15 protein-coding genes are annotated in these 20,076 nt (G+C 38.4%); 8 read left to right on the top strand and 7 right to left on the bottom strand.

What is annotated here, in order from left to right; all coding sequences use genetic code 11:
• Positions 1–82: 82 nt before the first annotated feature.
• The gene (locus CWD90_RS17800; protein WP_103477423.1) at positions 83–2,701 is read left to right on the top strand and encodes an alkaline phosphatase D family protein; all 2,619 of its coding nucleotides are present in this window, start codon (positions 83–85) and stop codon (positions 2,699–2,701) included.
• Positions 2,702–2,788: 87 nt separating this feature from the next.
• Here CWD90_RS17800 and CWD90_RS17795 read toward each other — a convergent pair whose 3' ends face one another.
• Positions 2,789–4,105: a Gfo/Idh/MocA family protein gene (locus tag CWD90_RS17795; protein ID WP_103477422.1), complete on the bottom strand. Its 1,317-nt coding sequence runs from the start codon at positions 4,103–4,105 to the stop codon at positions 2,789–2,791.
• Positions 4,106–4,348: 243 nt separating this feature from the next.
• Positions 4,349–4,858, bottom strand: coding sequence for a membrane lipoprotein lipid attachment site-containing protein (locus CWD90_RS17790; protein WP_103477421.1), 510 nt, complete (start codon positions 4,856–4,858; stop codon positions 4,349–4,351).
• A gap of 231 nt (positions 4,859–5,089) precedes the next feature.
• Between CWD90_RS17790 and CWD90_RS17785 the strand changes: the two genes are divergently transcribed.
• From CWD90_RS17785 to CWD90_RS17770, 4 genes are all read left to right on the top strand, one after another.
• Complete coding sequence (locus CWD90_RS17785) at positions 5,090–5,440, top strand: hypothetical protein (protein ID WP_192878042.1); 351 nt, start codon at positions 5,090–5,092, stop codon at positions 5,438–5,440.
• A complete protein-coding gene (locus CWD90_RS17780; protein ID WP_103477420.1) occupies positions 5,437–6,705 on the top strand; it encodes an NAD(P)/FAD-dependent oxidoreductase in 1,269 nt (422 codons plus the stop codon). Before CWD90_RS17785 ends, CWD90_RS17780 begins: the two co-directional genes overlap by 4 nt.
• 313 nt (positions 6,706–7,018) lie before the next feature.
• Positions 7,019–9,655, top strand: a complete 2,637-nt coding sequence (locus tag CWD90_RS17775) for an MGH1-like glycoside hydrolase domain-containing protein (RefSeq protein ID WP_103477419.1) — start codon at positions 7,019–7,021, stop codon at positions 9,653–9,655.
• 7 nt (positions 9,656–9,662) lie between these two features.
• Entirely contained in the window at positions 9,663–11,639 is a 1,977-nt protein-coding gene (locus CWD90_RS17770; RefSeq protein WP_103477418.1) for an amylo-alpha-1,6-glucosidase, read from the top strand.
• A 20-nt stretch (positions 11,640–11,659) separates the two neighbouring features.
• Here CWD90_RS17770 and CWD90_RS17765 read toward each other — a convergent pair whose 3' ends face one another.
• Positions 11,660–11,917, bottom strand: a complete 258-nt coding sequence (locus CWD90_RS17765; protein WP_103477449.1) for a hypothetical protein — start codon at positions 11,915–11,917, stop codon at positions 11,660–11,662.
• A gap of 156 nt (positions 11,918–12,073) precedes the next feature.
• Positions 12,074–13,804 (bottom strand): APC family permease, encoded by a 1,731-nt coding sequence (locus CWD90_RS17760; protein ID WP_103477417.1) that lies wholly within the window; start codon positions 13,802–13,804, stop codon positions 12,074–12,076.
• A gap of 112 nt (positions 13,805–13,916) precedes the next feature.
• Between CWD90_RS17760 and CWD90_RS17755 the strand changes: the two genes are divergently transcribed.
• Together CWD90_RS17755 and CWD90_RS17750 are read left to right on the top strand one after the other, a co-directional pair.
• Entirely contained in the window at positions 13,917–14,624 is a 708-nt protein-coding gene (locus CWD90_RS17755) for a DUF1003 domain-containing protein (RefSeq protein WP_103477416.1), read from the top strand.
• Positions 14,625–14,743: 119 nt separating this feature from the next.
• Positions 14,744–16,120 (top strand): Gfo/Idh/MocA family oxidoreductase, encoded by a 1,377-nt coding sequence (locus tag CWD90_RS17750; RefSeq protein ID WP_103477415.1) that lies wholly within the window; start codon positions 14,744–14,746, stop codon positions 16,118–16,120.
• A 38-nt stretch (positions 16,121–16,158) separates the two neighbouring features.
• On the opposite strand, the gene CWD90_RS17745 is transcribed toward CWD90_RS17750, so the two are convergent.
• The 3 genes from CWD90_RS17745 to CWD90_RS17735 are packed head-to-tail and all read right to left on the bottom strand — an operon-like array spanning position 16,159 to position 19,184.
• Positions 16,159–16,833, bottom strand: a complete 675-nt coding sequence (locus tag CWD90_RS17745; protein ID WP_103477414.1) for an ABC transporter ATP-binding protein — start codon at positions 16,831–16,833, stop codon at positions 16,159–16,161.
• A gap of 9 nt (positions 16,834–16,842) precedes the next feature.
• Positions 16,843–18,105, bottom strand: coding sequence for an ABC transporter permease (locus tag CWD90_RS17740; RefSeq protein WP_103477413.1), 1,263 nt, complete (start codon positions 18,103–18,105; stop codon positions 16,843–16,845).
• On the bottom strand, positions 18,102–19,184 hold the full coding sequence (locus CWD90_RS17735) for an efflux RND transporter periplasmic adaptor subunit (protein WP_103477412.1): 1,083 nt from the start codon (positions 19,182–19,184) through the stop codon (positions 18,102–18,104). Before CWD90_RS17735 ends, CWD90_RS17740 begins: the two co-directional genes overlap by 4 nt.
• A gap of 272 nt (positions 19,185–19,456) precedes the next feature.
• Between CWD90_RS17735 and CWD90_RS17730 the strand changes: the two genes are divergently transcribed.
• Complete coding sequence (locus CWD90_RS17730) at positions 19,457–19,909, top strand: pyridoxamine 5'-phosphate oxidase family protein (protein ID WP_103477411.1); 453 nt, start codon at positions 19,457–19,459, stop codon at positions 19,907–19,909.
• Positions 19,910–20,076 lie beyond the last annotated feature (167 nt).

The raw sequence follows: 20,076 nt of genomic DNA, 5'->3' as shown, positions 1-20,076 counted from the left end.
TGATGTGTTAAATTTTATTCTAGAAAGTAAAAGCTATATCTTAATATCTCCATTAACTGAGAAGGACTGAATAAAAAAAAGCATGAACAGACGAAAATATATCAAGACCATTGCCCTAGGAACCTTATTGCCCAGTTTTTCCGCATCTGCATTCCCATTTGGAATAGCGGGCCGAGAAAAATCGCTAGAAGCAATACAGTTTAAAAGCAATTGGCACAACTGGCCCGAGATGAAATGGGTAGGTCCCGAATATTGGGGAAACCGCTTACAGGATTGGCGACTTAAAAATGGGATGGCTATATGTAACATTACCGCTGAAAATAGAACCTTACAATTACTTACTGTACAAAAAACGGATGATTTGTCACCATTGGCAGTGAGTGTGGAAATAAACTTGTTGAATGAAAATATTGTACCCTTAGATGAAGGTTGTTTGGGATTACGGTTAGGTTGTAAAGGACCTTTTGACGATTACCGTTCGGCTGCTGTTTTCGGCAAGGGGTTGAATATAGGACTTAACCCTAGTGGTAAGCTACAGGTTGGAGATAAAACCTTCGAAACTAACCTTAACCAAATACCGAATAACTACAAATTGGTGGCAGAGTTTAAGCCTTATGAAAACAAATACCTATTAAAGGTTTTGATACTGGACTCCATAACCGATCAACTTATACATGCCCAAGAAAACATAGGAGTTGACGGTAAAAGTGTTGAAGGCAATTTTGCTTTGCTCGCCGATTTAAAATCGAAAACCAATAGTCAATCCCAACCCTCAGTGGGTTTTTCCCATTGGAGCATATCTTCAAACCAACTAATTTCAAACAAAGAACAATTATATGGCCCTATTTGTTTTGCCCAGTACACTCTCCACAACAATAAGCTGAAACTAACCGCCCAATTGGCTCCCATTGAAGAAATTAAAGATCATGCGGTAATCTTGCAATTCAAAGAACAGGGGATTTGGAAAACCAGAACAAACGCCAAATTGAAGCATATAGGAAGAGCAGTGAACTTTGAAGTAGAAAACTGGAATACCAACGCAGATGTTCCTTACCGAATCTTGGTAGAAATTCCCTTAAAAAATGAAACCCATCAATACACCTACGAAGGAACCATAGCTAAAGAACCTATGGATAAGGATGTTGTTTCCGCGGCTGTTTTTAGTTGTAATTTTCACTATGGTTTTCCAGACAACGACGTTTATGAAAATGTTTCCAAATTAAATCCTGATATTATTCTTTTCCTCGGAGACCAATTTTATGAAGCCACCGGGGGGTTTGGTGCAGAACGTGACGCAGATATGGACGACCTATGTCTGGATTATTTACGAAAATGGATGATGTTCGGTTGGTCTTATAGGGAACTGTTTAGACATAAGCCCTGCGCCATAATCCCTGATGACCATGATGTTTATCACGGCAATGTATGGGGCGAGAGTGGAAAAAAAGCCGATACAAGTGAAGGATATGGAATGCTGGCCCAGGATTCAGGGGGGTATAAAATGCCTGCAGAATGGGTGAATATGGTTCAGTTTACACAGACCAGCCACTTACCTGATCCCTACGACCCTAGCCCTGTACAACAGAATATTGGCGTTTATTATACGACTTGGAACTACGGTGGACTTAGTTTTGCCATTTTGGAGGACAGAAAGTTTAAATCGGCCCCCAAGCACATCTTGCCTTCAGAAGCCCAGGTAAGAAATGGATGGATACAGAATAAAGAATTCGATATAAAACAATACCGGGATCTGGATGCCGTTCTTTTGGGAAAAAGACAGCACGACTTTATTGATCATTGGACCCAAGATTGGAACAATGGCGCAGAAATGAAAGTGGTCCTTTCCCAAACCAATTTCGCCACAGTGGCGACCTTGCCAAAACCGGCCCTAAACGATGATGTGGTTCCCTCCTTGCCTATTCCCCAAAAAGGAGAATATGTTTTGGGAGATGTCCCTACCGCGGACATGGATTCTAATGGTTGGCCTGCCAATGAAAGGGATAAAGCTGTAAGGGCCATTCGAAAATGTTATGCTTTTCATATTGCCGGAGATCAGCATTTGGGTAGTTTTATTCAATATGGCATTGAACAACATTGTGATAGTGGTTACGCCTTTGCCGGTCCGGCATTGAACAATATTTGGCCCAGGAGATTCTGGCCCGAAGTAAAAAGCGAGGAACATACCTACGAAAATCCGGCCTATGTTGGCGACCATGAGGACGGATTTGGGAATAAAATATCTGTCCATGCCATAGGTAATCCTTTCAACACTGGTATTGAGCCTGCTATTGTTCACAATAGGGCAACTGGTTATGGCTTGGTAACCTTCAACAAAAGGGAAAGAACCATAACAACGGCTTGTTGGCCAAGATATGCTAACCCTATGAGCAATAAAAATGAGCAATTTCCAGGGTGGCCTATCACTATAAAACAAGAAGACAATTATGGTCGTAAAGCAGTTGCTTGGTTACCCCTTATAAAGGTTGCAGACAAACTTAGGCCTGTGATTTCGGTTTTTGATCAAAACAACCAGTTGGTTTATTCAATAAGATTGGCAACAAATACCTTTGCCCCCAAAGTCTTCGATGAAGGAAAATATACCATTATAATCCAGGATGTGGAAAACAATAAGAGTAAGACCTTAAAAAATATCAGGGCAAAAACGGTAAATAAAAAGGTTGTTGAAATCGACCTTGGTTAATAAATAACTATTTGAGTCACATAAAAAATCCCAATTTTTCTTAAACACTTAAGAAAAATTGGGATTCAATATTACTGAACCTACTAATTAGATTACCACCGTCTTCCCTGGAATTGGTATATTATAGGTACCATCCGCATTAGGCTGAACCGGTGCCGGTGAATCCCAAGTTAAGTTATCCGGTGCAAGATCAATATTGGAAGTCATTGCTTCCTCCCATTTAATTACTTGCCCAGAATAGGTGGCCATTCTACCTATAATGGCACTCATAGTGCTCATTGCGCCATTCTCGGCATTACTGATTACACCCTTGTTTCTGATAGATTCAAAAAGTTTAATATGCTCTACTTGATAAGGATTTGGATCATCCTTACCACGGTGGGTAAATATCTCTCCTCCATCGTAATCTTTAATGAAAGCATTATCCCCGTAAGTTTCTATAGTCCCTTTGGTACCTTGGAAAGTTTCTGCTACCCTACTCATTGTCTCAGGCATATGTCGACATTGACTAGCGATTACAGCACCACTTGGATACGTGTATTCTACAAAATGATGGTCAAAAATTTCACCATGATCCTTGCCTGTTCTTACTTGTCTACCTCCAAACCCTTGGGCAGAAAGAGGATACTCTCCAATAAACCAGTTGGCCACATCTATGTTATGAATGTGCTGCTCCAAAATATGGTCTCCACACAACCAGTTAAAATAATACCAATTACGCATCTGATATTCCAATTCCGATTGTCCAGGCTGTCTCTCTCTAACCCAAACCCCGCCACTGTTCCAATACACTTGGCCAGACACAATTTTTCCAATCTTATTATCTTTTATTTGTTGTAATGCAGCTAAATAGCTGTCCTGATAATGTCTTTGAAGACCTACAACAACATTTAACTTTTTATCCTTAGCAACCTGTGCCGCAGCTAATACCTTCCTTACCCCTGGAATATCGGTAGCTACGGGCTTTTCCATAAACACGTGCTTGCCTGCATTAACAGCATATTCAAAATGTTGTGGTCTAAATCCTGGAGGAGTGGCCAAAATAACCACATCTGCCAGGTTGATGGCTTTTTCAGCTCCATCAAAACCAACAAATTGATTTGCCTTGGGAACATTAACCTTTTTAGTGTCCTTAAATTCCTTTTGCAAGTTCATAAGACTGCCTTGCAACCGATCTTCAAAAGCATCTGCCATAGCCACCAATTCTACATTGGGGTCTGCTTGCAAGGCCTGTTGTGCCGCACCTGTACCACGACCCCCACAACCGATCAAAGCTATCTTTAGTTTCTTATCGTTGGCTACATTTACCATAGCATTCATCTGCATGGTAGGTAAAATCAATGCCCCTGATACCAAAGCACTGCTCTTAACAAAATCTCTTCTACTATTTTTAATATTGGTCATGGCTCTACTTGTTTGATTAGTTTTTAAAGTTAAAAATTAATTGTGCATTACCTTGTTCAAAAATATTGAGGACAAGTACGGGAGGTCAAGATAGAGATTAATTTGGAAACGTACAATGTACATTTTTACAGAATGGTATGAATTATGTTAAATATTCATTATTATCTTAAAATAGCAGAGATTAAATTATTTTACATCAAAAAATAGCCTCCTTAAATTCTTTCCCTCAATACGGTAGCTTCCCTATATTTTGGATTTACTTTTGGTTTCATCCGGCATAAAATTCCGATGTTTCTCCATCATCATATTCTGAAGGGAGTCCATTTGTTGGAATAATTGCCGCATATCCGAAAAATTATTGGCCCTTTGCTTTTCAAAGAAATCATCAAAAAATGGGTTGACGTTCAACAGAGAATCCTCATTAAAAATCCGACCTAAATACTGGTCTTCCCTATAGGAAGAGAAATTGTCATAGGAAAAAAACTTCATTGAATTCATAATACTATCAAGATTCATCCCCTTGGCCAAGTTGCCAAGATTGTTATAGGAGTAGGAATAAATGGAATCATACCCTATAACGTTTCCCTTCTCGTCATATTTTTTATCCACTTTCCAGCTTATTTTTGGTTCATCTACACCAAGACTGTCCGTTTTTTTTTCTACTAAATCATCTATGGTTTTAGTTCGGTCGTTCTGTGCCTGGCATCCAGTCACCATAAAACCTAACAAAAGGGTAAACACAATTTTTTTCATCTGAATGAATTTTAATTAAACTTCCTTTTTTTTAGATTATCAACCACAAAAAAAATGCCAACAGCACTGATAATTAAGTGATTGTCAGGTTAAAAAGATGTTAAACATTAGTGGACAAAATTTTAATATATTATTCGAAATTCACCGATTGTTAATTCATCTAGGATACTTCGATTTAAAGTATAAACCGTACTTTTAAAGTACCCCAATAAAATTAAAGGCACCTATATAATGTCCATACAACTTGAACCTAAAACATCCCCAATATTGCCTTTAGGCAAATTTATAATTAGGGTCTTGACTTACTTTCTTTTCTCATTCTTACTAATTCTTTTTTCTTTGGGGTTAGGAACCATAGGCTATCATTATTTTAACGGATTAAATATGGTCGATGCCTTCTATAATGCGGCTATGATTCTGACTGGCATGGGACCTGTGAACGAAATGAAAACGGTCGGGGCCAAACTATTTTCATCATTCTACGCACTGTATAGTGGAATAGCTTTTCTAAGTATTTTTGCCGTTATTTTTGCCCCGATCGCTCACAGATTACTTCATATTTTACATCTTCAGGACAAATGAAAGACAATAATATACCCAAAATAGTAATCATTGGAGCTGGGTTTGGTGGTATAGCCATAGCAAAGTCCTTTAGACATAAAAAAGTAAATGTGCTGTTGATCGATAAACATAATTATCACAATTTTCAGCCCCTTATGTATCAAGTCGCGACCGGTGGGTTGGAACCGGATAGTATTGCCTATCCCGTGCGAAGGATATTCAGAACTAACAGCAACATTTCTTTCAGATTGGCAGAAGTGACATCGATAGAACAAAAGGACAATCAATTGTTGACTACAATAGGACCGGTTTCCTATGATTTCTTGATAATCGCTACAGGGAGCCAAAACAATTTTTTCAATTTTGAACCCGTTAAAGACAAATTATTGACTTTAAAGTCGATTCCTGATGCCCTCAACATGAGAAGTTTCATTTTTCAAAATTTGGAAAAAGCATTGGCCAATACTGATGGAGAACCACTGGAGGAAATTATGAATATAGCTATAATCGGAGGTGGTCCTGCAGGTTTGGAATTGGCAGGGGCACTGGCAGAAATGAAACGCTATGTTTTACCCAAAGACTTTCCGGAACTTGATCTTGATAAAATGTCGATCAACTTATACGAAGCTGCGCCAAAACTGCTTTCTGCAATGTCCGATAACGCTTCGACCAAAAGCTTGGAATATTTACAGAAATTGGGTGTCCAAGTGCATCTAAACACCTTGGTAAATGAATACAACGGCAGTACAATCAAATTAGCCGATGGCACCACTTTTTTAACTAAAACCGTGATATGGACCGCTGGCGTAAAAGGGGCGCCTATTGAAGGTATAAGCAAGGAAAATATTATATCTGGAAATAGGATTTCGGTGGATAAATTTAATAGGGTATTAAATACTACAAGTGTTTTTGCCATTGGTGACGTCGCAGTGCACATAGACACGATAAATCCTAAAGGCCTTCCCATGTTGGCCCCAGTAGCTCAACGACAGGGAGAACATTTAGCAAAGAACATATTAAATATAATCAACAACAAGCCCCTCCAGCCATTTGTTTATCATGACAAAGGTGTTATGGCCACTGTAGGTAGAAAGAAGGCTGTCGTGGATTTGCCGAAATGGAAATTTCACGGAACATTTGCCTGGATCGTATGGATGTTGATCCACATTATGTCCTTGGTTGGTTATAGAAATAAGGTCGTTGCCTTCCTGGATTGGATGTCCAATTACTTTACCTATGACAGACCTTTGGGCCTCATTATAAGACCATACAATAGAAAGGAATAATTGTAAGCCATTACTCAAAGGTAAATGAGGTAGCTTAACCGCATGCTATATCCAAAATAGCTATTGCCCTACACTCGTATTAAGCGAATCAATATTTCTATTAAAAGAATTTCCTTAAAACTACTTGTACTTGTCTCTAGTTCAAAATAGAGCGTCTGGTAGTCTACCTTCTGAAAATAATTTACAAAACGACAACTATTTGTTGGCACATATGTGTTAAACATATCTTATCTTTAATTGTATAAGTAAGAGGTTATAAAATGCACACCACCTTAGGTCAGCAGCTTTAAACTTTTTAAACGGCCATATTTAAATGACTAAAATTAAAGCATCTAAAGAACAAATACGATTGGACGATAACCAATCGAAAACCAAAGATTGGCTAAAATGGGGCCCATATCTAAGCGAGCGGCAATGGGGCACAGTACGAGAGGATTATAGTCCCAATGGGGATGCATGGCATTACTTCTCCCATGACGATTCGCGAAGTAGAGCCTATAGATGGGGGGAAGATGGTATAGCTGGTATCTCTGACCGCTATTGCAATATCTGTTTTGGAATTACTTTATGGAATGGTAAGGATGGTATATTAAAAGAGCGACTATTCGGTTTAACCGGGCCACAAGGTAACCACGGTGAGGATGTGAAAGAATTGTATTACTATTTGGAAAATACCCCTACCCATTCCTACATGAAGCATCTTTACAAATATCCACAGAATGAATTTCCGTACATACCACTGATGGAAGAAAATGGGAAGCGGGGTAAAAACGAATTGGAGTATGAACTCTTGGATACCGGTGTTTTTGATAACAATGAATATTTTGACGTCTTTACGGAGTATGCCAAGGCAGACAACGAAGACATTCTAATAAAAATAACCGTCAGAAATAGAAATTCGAAGCCGGCACCTCTCTTCCTGTTGCCCACCCTTTGGATCAGGAATCATTGGGATTTCAAAAAAGTATCATCTAAACCTGTAATAAAAAAAGAATTTCATAAAGGCACACCCTATGCTTCCATTTCGCATGCCTATGTAGGCGACTATAACTTTTATTTTGAAGAGGCTTCTAAACTGTTATTTACAGAAAATGAGACCAATATGGAAAAGATCTATGCTCAACCCAATGATCACCCCTATAAAAAAGACCTTTTCCATGAGGCTGTATTGAACAATGATTATGTGCTTGGTACAGGAAAAATAGAAGGCACCAAATTCTCACCATTGTATGAGATGCAACTAAAGGGTGGAGAATCCAAAACCTTTAAACTAAGGTTAACTGCCGCTTCCTTAAATGCCCCTTTCAATGAAGAATTCGATATTACCTTCGATCAAAGAATCAAGGAGTCACAAGAATTCTTGGAAGCCACTTTTAAAACAGCCTCCAAAGAAGGGCTAGAAATACAAAGACAAGCCATTGCAGGTCTATTATGGTCCAAACAATATTACAATTATGAAGTGGAAAGATGGTTGTTGGGTGACCATAAAGAAATGCCACCCCCAGAAGAACGGAAACTTGGCAGAAACCGCGAATGGAAAACCTTGAGAAACCATGATATTCTTGCTATGCCGGACAAATGGGAATATCCTTGGTTTGCAGCATGGGATACCGCGTTTCATTGTGTTAGCCTGGCTCTTGTAGATTCCAATTTTGCCAAAGAACAATTGTTGTTATTTACCAAGGAATGGTACATGGCGCCCAACGGACAGATTCCAGCTTATGAATGGAATTTTAGCGATGTTAATCCACCTGTACAGGCATGGGCTTCCCTACAGGTTTATCAAATGGAAAAAAAGAGGACCGGTATTGGAGATATAGCATTTCTAAAACGAATGTTCAACAAATTGGCACTTAATTTTACGTGGTGGGTAAACAGGGAAGACAGCCTTGAGAATAATGTTTTTGAAGGAGGATTTCTAGGCCTGGACAATATCGGAGTTTTCGACCGAAGTCACGGTATTCCCGGTGGCGGAATCCTGGAACAGGTAGACGGAACCTCCTGGATGGCACTGTACTGCCTAAACATGTTGGAAATGGCTTTAGAAATTGCTCTTGTAGACGAGTCGTTCGAAGATATGACCATGAAGTACTTTGGGCATTTTGTCTTTATAGCGGAAGCCTTAAACAATATAGGTCAGGATTATAATGGGTCATGGGATGAAGGTGAAGGCTTTTTTTATGACAAATTAATCTTGCCGCAAGGAGAATCAGTCCCTATAAAGGTACGGTCCATATCAGGGTTGTTATCGCTTACAGCGGTATTGAATATAAAAAAAGAGTATCTGGACAAACTTCCAAGATTTAGAAAAAGTATGGAATGGTTTCGAAAACATCGTATTGAAAATGTAAAATATCAGGTGATGGAAGAATACAGCGAAGACCAAGATGTACTATTGTCCCTAGTACCTAAGGAACGATTACAAAAATTAATTGGAAGCCTTTTAAACGAGAAGGAATTTCTTTCCCAATACGGTATTAGGTCTCTTTCTAAAGTGCATGAAAACCCATACACGATCAACATAAACGGTGAAACCTTTGGAATTAATTATGAACCGGCTGAATCCTCAACTGGCCTTTTTGGAGGAAACTCTAATTGGAGAGGACCAATTTGGATGCCTATGAATTATTTATTTATCAATTCCTTAAGGGAATATCATAGCTACTTTGATAACAAGCTGAAATTCACCTATCCAACCGGGAACGAAAACATGATGAATTTAAAGGAAATCAGTGATGAAATTGGCAAGAGGTTGATACTACTTTTTGAAAAAGATGTAGATGGCAATAGGCCTATTCACCTCTTGCACAAAGACAAATACCAAGACCCCCATTTTAAGGATCTCATCCTGTTCTATGAGTATTTCCATGGCGATAGCGGTAGAGGTGTCGGGGCTTCACATCAAACCGGATGGACCGCTTTGGTTGCTAATTTAATGGAAGAAATATAACTTTAATTTGGAAAATTTATTTGAAAAGGAATGGTTAGCTACCAACGGACTGGGCGGTTATGCCTCTGGGGCCATCAACGGCGCCAATACTAGACAGTACCACGGTCTTTTGGTTGCTGCTCTTGAACCGCCTACCGATCGGATGGTGATAGTTGCGAAAATCGAAGAACGTGCTCTTGTAAATGGCCAATATTATAATCTTTCTGCCAATCAATATCCCAAAGTTGTTTTTCCCGAGAGTGGTCACTATTTAAAGAGTTTTGATGTTAACCCCTCTCCTTCCTGGCAATTTGCCGATAGCAATTGGGAACTCCATAAAAATGTAAAAATGGTAGCTGGATCTAACACTACAGTGGTGACCTATACCAACAATGGAAAATCACCCGTAGTTTTGGAATTACACCCACTCTATGCCTACAATGACTTTCATACTACTTTTCAAGAAGATTCCTGTTTTAATTTTTATACAGAATTCAATAAGGAGCATTTAAAAACATTCCCACAATACGGAAGTCGGCCGGTTTATACCGGCTGGACCTCGGGACAATATTTTGAAGCACGTTGTTGGTTTAAAAATATTATCCTTTCAAAAGGAAAAGCCCGGGGGTTAGGCTCTCAATGCGACTATTATAGAATTGGATATCTTGCTCAAAAGCTTCTTCCTGGAGAGGATATTACTATCTACTTTACAATGGAAGAAGAAATAGTGAATAAGGGAATAAAAAATATCCTGTCTGCTAAAAACAAAAAAACAACATCCCACAAGGACAAGCTTCCGGCCGGATTTCTCAAAGACCTAATGGCATCCGGAGAGCAATTTTTAGTTCAAAGAAAATCTACCAATAGCATGTCTATAATTGCGGGATATCACTGGTTTACGGATTGGGGAAGGGATACCATGATCGCCATGCGTGGATTGACGATAGCCACAGGTAACAAAAAGCTATCCAAATCTATATTGAACACCTTTTTCAAAAGTGTTGATCAAGGCATGATTCCAGACAGATTTCCAGATAACGCCAAAGACCCAGTTCATTATAATACCATAGACGCCACCTTATGGCTTTTTGTAGCGAGCTATGACTACCATCAAAAATTCAAGGATCTTACATTCTTAAAAAGTCATATTACAATATTGAAGAACATATTGGACCACCATATTTCAGGTGCCCGCTACAATATTCACGTTACAGAGGAAGGGTTTCTTTATGGTGGGGAGGCCAATGTACAGCTTACATGGATGGACGCGATAGTAAGTGGAAAGGTAATTACCCCGAGAATTGGCTGCCCCGTAGAAATTAATGCACTATGGTATAATGCTCTTAAAATATATGAGTATTTCTGTGAAATTATGGGAGTCGCAAATGAAGATTGTTATTTGAATTTAATTAGCAAGTTTGAATCTAATTTCACTACCTATTTTACCAACCCCCAAGGTACTTTATTTGATGTAATCATACCGGGGATTTCGCAAGACAACTCCTTCCGTCCCAATCAGATGTATTGCCTAAGCCTACCATTTACAGTTTTGAGTACTGATCAACAAAAATCAATTTTTGAAGCTGTGAAAGAGAAGCTATACACACCATTTGGACTTCGCACCTTGGACCAGAATGATTCTGAATATAAGCCACTTTATGAAGGTAATCAATGGTCGCGTGACCATGCCTATCATCAAGGAACGGTTTGGCCTTTTTTGCTTTATGAATATTTTCAGTCCTATTTTAACATATATGGAACTTCCTTGAAGATTAAAAAAAAGGTTCTGTTCGAACTAGGGCAATTAAAAGAGCACTTCTATTCCCACAACGGTATCCACTGCATTTCCGAGGTTTTTAACGGTAACAGTCCAAAAGTAGGAAAGGGATGCATTCATCAGGCTTGGTCCGTTGCGGCCATTATTAAACTGTATGCAGATTACGGTTTGGACAAAATTGAAAGTGAAATAGCCTTAACCTTGAAGCAGACTCTTAATGAGCAATAAAACAGGTTTTATTTATGTGATTATAAAGCAAAAAGTCCCTTGGGAATAGCATGAAACCCTAATGCCCTAACTAATTTTTCAATTTCCTTTATTTCTACCATCTTTGTCGTATGCACTGTAAATTCGACGGGATAGCCATCTTTGAAAATTATATCCTTTATGCCATCAAGTTTTACTAAGTTCTCCTCAATCCACTTTAAGTCACTTGCTTCTTTTGCATTTGTTCCAAATACCTTTCCATGATTGCCTGGAATTACATTTTCTGATATAAAGCTCATAATTACTATCTGTTTATTAAAAATAGAAAGTTGCCCCATTCATCTTAAATCCCATTAATTTATTAAGATATAGTAAGCCTTATATAAATGTACAAAAAACAAGAAGGATCAGAACTTATAATTGTCATAACTTTTAAAGTGAATACCTCAACATTTTTAAATAATCAATCTTACATCGCCTAACTCCTGAATCTTATAAGGAAATTTATCGCCAGGAGAACCTATAAACATAAAATTAACGGGAATTCCCCATCGCTTGGACAGTTCCTTAATTTTATCCGGACCAAAGACGCCCTGCTCTTCCACAAATTGAATATGAATATTTGGGTAAGCACGATCTAACACCTTTATGTCCATCTTTAAATTGGGTACAATGGCGTGCTCCTCATTAATAATTGCAACAATTTTAAGAATCCTTGTTGATTCATTATTTTTAATATAAAGCATCACCTTATTTAAGGTAGCAACATCGTCATGATTGGTGAAGAAAACAAATTGCTGTTTATTAATCCCTGCCAGTAATTTTTTAGTATATATGTTCAATGTTTTAAAAGGATGTCCTTTATCGGGAAAGATGTAGCTAAGGATTGCTAGAAATCCCTTTAAAATATAGGTGCGGTATAGCATAAAAAACACTACCATTAGCGTAGGAATTAGATATTCAATAAAGATTGCCAAATAGGATGGGTTTAGAATAATATTTCCGACCATCGCAGCCATGACAGCAAGTATAGCAATAATAAGACCCAACCAACTTGACCTTTCGGGGCGTGGTAATTTTGCCCTATTTATTTTGAGCATCATATTGCCGACCCCGAACAATGCCATAACCGATAAAAAGGCTATTGTATAAACACCTGCCAGTTTTGCCAAATTACCTTGAGTTACCAATAAAATGGATACACACAATAAAAAGAATACGGTATATACCATATAAGAACTGCCTGCCTTATTTTTTTTCAATAAAAATTTGGGTAGAATACGGTCCAGTGCCATTCGCTCCATAAGTCCACCAACCCCTACAAAGGAAGTAAGCACGGCACCACTTAAAACCAAAGCTGCATCAATACCCACAAGTAAGGAAAGCCAATTGCCTCCGGAAACTTCTGCCATTTTGGAGAGTAGGGCATCTTGATTGGATTCAATAAAATGAATTGGGACAATGGCCAGCGCTAAAAACGCGATCAACGGATTAAAAATAGTAACTACCACCCACATATTACGCAAGGTTTTCGGAAATACACCCCCCTTTTGTTCCTCTACATAGTTAGCTGAACTTTCAAAACCACTTATCCCCAACATCGCGGCTGAAAATCCTAAAAACAAGGCGCTAAATACACCGCCCTCTACGGGCCTTCTGAAATTGGAGAACAAGGTTTCAAAACCATTTTCAGCAAAGTAGAAAATACAAAAGGTGCACAATAATGTCAATGAAAGTAGATGAAATATAAAAATGATTATTGCCACCTTGGAAGATTCACCAATACCAACGATTACCAACCCCATAAAACAAAACATTAAGATTATGGTTACTGGTAGGATAGGGATGAAATTCAAGATGCTATACGCATATTTCACGGCCTCACTTGCAGATATTACCACCGTTGCCATATAAGAAAGAACAGTCAATGCCGCTGCCAAGGATGCCGTTGATTTTTTAGTGGTATTCAACAAGGCATTGTAGGCACCTCCATTCAAAGGTATGGCCCCGACCACCTCTCCATAGATTTTTCTAAAAAGAAACAATACAAAGGCCACTACCAAAAGTGCAATCCAGGCATACTGGCCAGAATAGACTATGGCCAAGGCCGAAACATATAGACAGGATGAGCTAATATCGTTTCCACATATGGCCGTGGCTTCCAATTGATTCAATTTTTTCTTCATGGGATGATAATTAGAGAAAAGAAATCTTGATTAAAGATAGGTGTAAATCAAGAACCATATGTTTAAAAGGGCCATAAAATACATTACATTTAAGATATAAAATACCTTACCCATGAAGACCTTTGTAAGTGCCATTTCCCTTAAAGAATATCCGGTCAGTGAACAGATTCCTGTAAAAACAATTCGAAAATCCATTATGGATCTTATTCATAAGGAACATCCAGAAATAAATTCCAAAAAATCTATTTCCGTATCCGAACTCAATTTGTATAGACAAAAATACCTTTCCGAATACCTCATCCAGGAGGTAGGTGAATTGTCTACATTGGAAGAAGATGTGCTGAAGACGATCCAACAGGAAAAAATAATTACTACCCAAAATGAAAGTCTGGATGAAGCTACTGAATATTCCTTTGGACAACGCCTGGCAGATAAAGTGGCCACCTTCGGCGGAAGTTGGAGATTCATAATTATTTTTGGCATTTTTATTTTTATTTGGATGGTCATCAATATTATTTTTCTAATGGATAAAGGATTTGACCCCTACCCTTTTATACTTTTGAATTTAATTTTATCCTGTTTGGCTGCTTTGCAAGCCCCAGTGATAATGATGAGCCAAAATAGGCAGGAGGAAAAAGACAGGGAACGATCCAAACAAGATTATATGGTCAATTTAAAAGCGGAATTGGAAATTCGAATCCTTCACGAGAAATTGGACCACCTTATAATTCATCAACAACAAGAACTATTAAACATTCAGCAAATACAAGTGGAGATGATGGAGGACATAATGAACCAAATAAAGAAACAGAAAAGCTAAGGGTTGTTTAGATAAAAACTCTAATATTTAGGATATACTAAAAAATTTATCCTAAATAGTGAAGATATTTCGTATTTTTTGAGAACAATTTAAAAAACCGACCAAATAATCAATCAACCATGGACACCAAGATTTTTAACATTAATAGACGACACTTTTTAAAGGGGGCTGCGGCATCTTTGGCACTTTCCTCCTTTGGTTCTTATGGTATGGAACTCATCTACCGCGAAAAACCGCTGCGGGTTGGACTGATCGGAACGGGCTGGTATGGAAAAAGTGACCTTTTTAGGCTTATGCAGGTAACCAAGGTAAATGTGGTATCCATTTGTGATGTGGATGAACGTTTGCTTAAGGAAGCCGCCAACTTAATACAACTTAGACAATCTTCAGGAAAAGCTCCCAGGACCTATAGGGATTATAGAAAAATGCTTGCCGAGAAGGATCTGGATATTGTGCTAATTGGCACCCCTGATCATTGGCATGCCCTACAGGCCATAGAGGCTTTAAAATCGGGTGCCCATGTATACGTTCAAAAACCTATTAGTGTTGATGTTGTTGAGGGCGAAGCTATGGTCGCAGCCGCAAGAAAATATAACAGGGTCGTTCAGGTGGGAACCCAGCGTAAGAGTACTCCACATCTTATTGATGCCAAAAAAAATATTGTGGACGCAGGCTTATTAGGCAAGGTTTCCCATGTAGAGATGTGTTGTTATTACCATATGCGTGCCAATGGGAATCCTCCTATAACAGCGGCTCCGGATTATTTGGATTATGAAATGTGGACCGGGCCCGCACCCATGCGCCCTTATGACGGACTTCCCCACAGACGGTGGTGGCGGACCTTTATGGAGTATGGCAATGGAATTATGGGCGATATGTGCGTACATATGTTCGATACAGTTCGGTGGATGCTTGAGCTGGATTGGCCCAAAAGAATTAGTTCTACAGGAGGAATCTATGTACAAAAAGATGGTAAATCCAATATTGCGGATACCCAAACGGCCATATTTGAATATGAAGACCTCAACTGCGTATGGCAACATAGAAGCTGGGGAACCCCTACCGACCCCGATTACCCATGGTCCTTTAAACTTTATGGAGAAAAAGGAACATTGTCCGGCAGCACTATGAGAGCCGATTTTGTTCCGCATGGGAATGGCGAAAAGATACATTTGGACGTTATTTATGAAAAAGATAAATATCCCGAGGACCTCACCGAAAAAGATATAGAATTAAATGCGGCTCCAGCTACTAGGTTACATATGTTGGATTTCCTTGCCGCCATTGACAAAGGAACTTTACCTATTGCTGATATCCGTGAAGGACATGTATCTACTGCTAGTTGCATTTTGGCCAATATGGCCATGGCCACAGGACGGCCCTTAATCTATGATCCTAAAAATATTATCGTGGTAAATGATGCGGAGGCAACGGCACTTTTACAAAGGGATTATCGTGCTCCTTGGAAACATCCCCATCCGAATGATTTTAGATAGACCTATAATAAGCTCTTATTGTTTATAGTACGGGATATTTAATCCAAAACACGACCATCCTCCATCTGGATAATGCGATCGGTACGTTTGGCGAAGTCCTCATCATGGGTTACTATCAAAAGGGAGAGACCTTCCTCTTCTTTAAGACGTTTAAATATATTGAAGACGTTTTCGGAATTATGGCTATCTAAATTCCCAGTTGGTTCGTCGCCCATCAGAATAGATGGATTGTTTATTAACGCTCTCGCTATGGCCACCCGTTGTTTTTCCCCACCTGATATCCTTGAAGCTCGTTGATGGGCCAACTTTTCTATGTCCAACATTATTAATTTTTGCATAGCGTCGTGTTCAATTTCGGCCAACGACTTCTCTGCCAATTTTTTGGCAGGTAGCATTACATTTTCCAGTACACTAAACTCGGACAACAAATAATGAAACTGGAATACAAAGCCTATATGTTTATTACGTATTCGCGATAATTCCTGATGTTTTTGTCCTGTAATTAATGTATTGTTTAGATAAAGTTCACCTGTATAGTCCGTATCCATAGTGGATAGTATGTAAAGTAAGGTAGACTTTCCTGATCCAGATTTACCCATAATAGAGACAAATTCGCCCAACTTTATACCAAATGAAATATCCTTGAGCACGTGAAAATCCCTAGGCTTTAAAAAATGCTTATTTATATTTTTTGCTTCTAAGACTAAATTCATAGATGTACTTTAAGTTCCTCTAATTATACGCACTGGGTCTATGTGCTTAGCTTTATTGGAAGGTAGCCAGCCAGCAACAAAAGTTGAAATTAGAGCAAAGGAAATCCCGATTACATAATACCACACATTAAAATTAATAGGATAAGTGGTAATTGTAGGTAATGCCTCTGTTTCAAAGGCCACATTATCTATTAGTTTGGAAAGTACAAATCCAACTACAAGTCCAAGTACACCACCTACTAAACCAATAATCATGGCTTGGCTCATAAATATTAGTTGTACATCGGTTCCCGAAAATCCTGTAGCCTTTAGAATGGCTATATCCTTCATTTTCTCGTATATAAGCATATTGAGAATGTTATATATTCCAAAGCCAGCCACAATCAATAAGGTTATTGAAACGGCATAGGTAATTAGGTTACGGATATTGGATCCAGTCTCAAATTGGGCGTTTGCCTCGTTTATGCTAGTTGCCTTTATTTGGAACTGTTTTTCCAGACCTTTTGCCATGGTTGTGGCAGCACCAATATTGTTTAATTTTACATTGATATCCGTTAGGTAGTTCTTGGGCTCTCCCAAGATGCGTTGCACCGTCTTTAGATTGGCATAACTTTGAATATTATCTATTTCCGCAATACCACTTTGATATATCCCTACAATCTTAAGCGGAAACACGTCTCCTTTTATGGTGCTAATCTGTACACGGTCTCCTTCTTTGAGCGACATTTTTTTTGCTAGGCCAGCTCCCAAAAGAATTCCATTTTCACTGTTTTTTAAATCCTGCGGCCTACCCTGTATAATATAATCACCAATATTTGAAATTCGCGCTTCCTCCATAATATCTACACCAAGTAAGTTCCCCCCTAGCTCTATGGATCCCGAGAGATAAAAAATCTGAGCTCTTAGTTGAGGGGTGGCACCATATACATTTTTATCCTTTTTTAAATAATTAAGGATGGGGAGTCCATTGTGAATTTTCTTTTGGCTTTGCTTAGGCTTTACAGAACTAACCACATTAAAAGCATCCTCAAATTCTTGATATAAGGCAATGGGCTGTTTATCCGAGGGCTCTATTTCATTGTAGATATGGATATGCGGCGTTTGGTTTAAAATAAGACTGTCCAGCATTTCATTAAGTCCGGTCATAAAACTCACCAGGGTTATATAAGCCCCAATGCCAAATGTAACGCCCAAGGAAGCTGTGGCCGTTGATTTCATCTTGGTCAGTAGATGGGTTTTGGCGATGTTCAATATAACTTTCCAATTGATCATTCCTCTGGTTTTAGAATTTCTGTGCGCTCACTAATACCATCCAAGATTTCGACCCTATCCAAATTTTGCAGGCCAATGATTACATCGATAAGACCATCATTGGTCATCACTTTATTCCCATCTAATAAAAACTCCTTAGGAATGGTCAAGACATTGTCTTTTTCGGCAACAATAATATTTCCCTCCCCTGCCAATCCAGGGTAAAGTGCTTTAGGTGGATCATCAAAAGTGGCCTCTGCTCTGAACGTCTGGGAGCGCTCATCCTTTTTAGGGTAAATCTTGCTAATTTTCGCCTCAAAAACCTTATCCCCATAGGCATCCAAAGTGACAAGGGCTTTTTGACCAACATTTAGTTTTACAATATCGACCTCATCTACTAGCAATTCAATAATAAAATCAGAATCACTACCTACCGATGCTAGAGGTTCCATGGTATTGACGATTTCTCCCGGATTTTTATAAAATGCATAAACCTTACCATTTATCTTGCTTGTAACAGTAAAATCTTGTGTAGTGATCTGGGAGGTAGCATAATTATTCAAAGCTTGTTTTACTTGGGTAGAGAGTTCATTCTTGGTCTGGACATAATTACTTTTAAGCTGCTTCAACCTATTCTCGGAAATTTCAAACTCAAGTTTACGATTCTCGAACTGAATTTTAGACCCTATATTCTGATCCCATAGCCTCTTTTGTCTTAAATAATTCATGGAATCATTTTTAAAAGATAAGGTTGCTGATTGGATCTCATCTTCCAACGAACTTAAAATCGCCGAACTTCCACTATAATTTGTCTTCGCCAATTCTAATGCCAAACGGGCATTATCCGAATTAAGTTTAGGTGTATTATTAACAATCTGAACCATAGGCGTTCCTTTTCTTACTAAATCGCCTTCCTCCAGCAAATTATAATCCAAAATACCGCCTACAGGCGCATAGGCCTGATATAAACTATCTGGTTGCACGATTACGGAAGCATATACGGATTCCGTTAAATGCCTTTTTTGGGGGAGCAACTTTTCTTGATGGCTTCCACAGGATACGAAAAGAAATAGAAAACAGATCCAAAAGAATTTCCTCATTGATATGAATTATAGGATAGTTCAAATTAAAGGTAATTTAACTATGAAGAATATGAGGAAAGTCATGATTCATTCACTTTCAACTAAATCCCAAGCATATTGGCCCAATAACCAATTGTAAAGGAATTATTAAATAGATGTCATTCTCTAAAAATTTATAGACTGACCGTTGTCATATTTTAACTGTACGGAAGGGTATAGATTTGACTTAAATGAAAAGGTACACCTCAGAACCAATGGTCCTTAATAACAGATTTACAAAACTATAACCCATGATAGATTTAACAACTAACGAGAGTATTCGTATCCTTATGGACAACTACACGGGCCATCTGGGATATATATCCCAACACCAGCCTTATGTTCTTCCCATCACCTATTATTATGACAAAGAAGATCATTCAATAATAAGTTATTCCTCAGAAGGACATAAAATAGAAGCCATGCGTAATAACCATTCGGTTTCCTTATTGGTGGAAGAAATTATATCCTCAAAAAATTGGCAATCCGTTATGGCCCATGGAACCTTTGAAGAACTACAAGGTACTGATGCCAAGTTTAAATTGCACCAATTTACGGAAGGGGTTAAAAGTCTTATTCTGCGGAAGGAGCATAGGGAAACAGAATTTATAAGTGAATTTTCAAGCAAATTGTACTCTCGCGGAAATCCGACAGTATATCGTATTAAAATATTGGAGATTACTGGAAAAAGAAAAGAAACTTAAAATACGAGAACACCTGAAATGGTTCCCTATTTTTTACAGCAATTTACCAAGAGGTAAGGCTATAATATTTGTATGTCCGTATTGAGTAAAACATAAAAATTCAGCTTCGTCATAACCTACACCTATATTATTTTTTTATCCTAATAAATTCTCTTATTCGATCTACT

It is taken from the genome of Arenibacter catalasegens (genome assembly GCF_002909235.1).
Taxonomy (GTDB): Bacteria; Bacteroidota; Bacteroidia; order Flavobacteriales; family Flavobacteriaceae; genus Arenibacter; species Arenibacter catalasegens.
The sequence above is the reverse complement of the archived record's forward strand: the minus strand, read 5'-3'. Positions and strand labels throughout refer to the sequence as shown.

What these genes read in the sequence shown, in the direction of transcription:
- CWD90_RS17800 (WP_103477423.1), top strand. Translation starts at nt 83, where the DNA reads ATGAACAGACGAAAATATATCAAGACCATTGCCCTAGGAACCTTATTG.
- CWD90_RS17795 (WP_103477422.1), bottom strand. Translation starts at nt 4,105, where the DNA reads ATGACCAATATTAAAAATAGTAGAAGAGATTTTGTTAAGAGCAGTGCT.
- CWD90_RS17790 (WP_103477421.1), bottom strand. Translation starts at nt 4,858, where the DNA reads ATGAAAAAAATTGTGTTTACCCTTTTGTTAGGTTTTATGGTGACTGGA.
- CWD90_RS17785 (WP_192878042.1), top strand. Translation starts at nt 5,090, where the DNA reads ATGTCCATACAACTTGAACCTAAAACATCCCCAATATTGCCTTTAGGC.
- CWD90_RS17780 (WP_103477420.1), top strand. Translation starts at nt 5,437, where the DNA reads ATGAAAGACAATAATATACCCAAAATAGTAATCATTGGAGCTGGGTTT.
- CWD90_RS17775 (WP_103477419.1), top strand. Translation starts at nt 7,019, where the DNA reads ATGACTAAAATTAAAGCATCTAAAGAACAAATACGATTGGACGATAAC.
- CWD90_RS17765 (WP_103477449.1), bottom strand. Translation starts at nt 11,917, where the DNA reads ATGAGCTTTATATCAGAAAATGTAATTCCAGGCAATCATGGAAAGGTA.
- CWD90_RS17760 (WP_103477417.1), bottom strand. Translation starts at nt 13,804, where the DNA reads ATGAAGAAAAAATTGAATCAATTGGAAGCCACGGCCATATGTGGAAAC.
- CWD90_RS17755 (WP_103477416.1), top strand. Translation starts at nt 13,917, where the DNA reads ATGAAGACCTTTGTAAGTGCCATTTCCCTTAAAGAATATCCGGTCAGT.
- CWD90_RS17750 (WP_103477415.1), top strand. Translation starts at nt 14,744, where the DNA reads ATGGACACCAAGATTTTTAACATTAATAGACGACACTTTTTAAAGGGG.
- CWD90_RS17745 (WP_103477414.1), bottom strand. Translation starts at nt 16,833, where the DNA reads ATGAATTTAGTCTTAGAAGCAAAAAATATAAATAAGCATTTTTTAAAG.
- CWD90_RS17740 (WP_103477413.1), bottom strand. Translation starts at nt 18,105, where the DNA reads ATGATCAATTGGAAAGTTATATTGAACATCGCCAAAACCCATCTACTG.
- CWD90_RS17735 (WP_103477412.1), bottom strand. Translation starts at nt 19,184, where the DNA reads ATGAGGAAATTCTTTTGGATCTGTTTTCTATTTCTTTTCGTATCCTGT.
- CWD90_RS17730 (WP_103477411.1), top strand. Translation starts at nt 19,457, where the DNA reads ATGATAGATTTAACAACTAACGAGAGTATTCGTATCCTTATGGACAAC.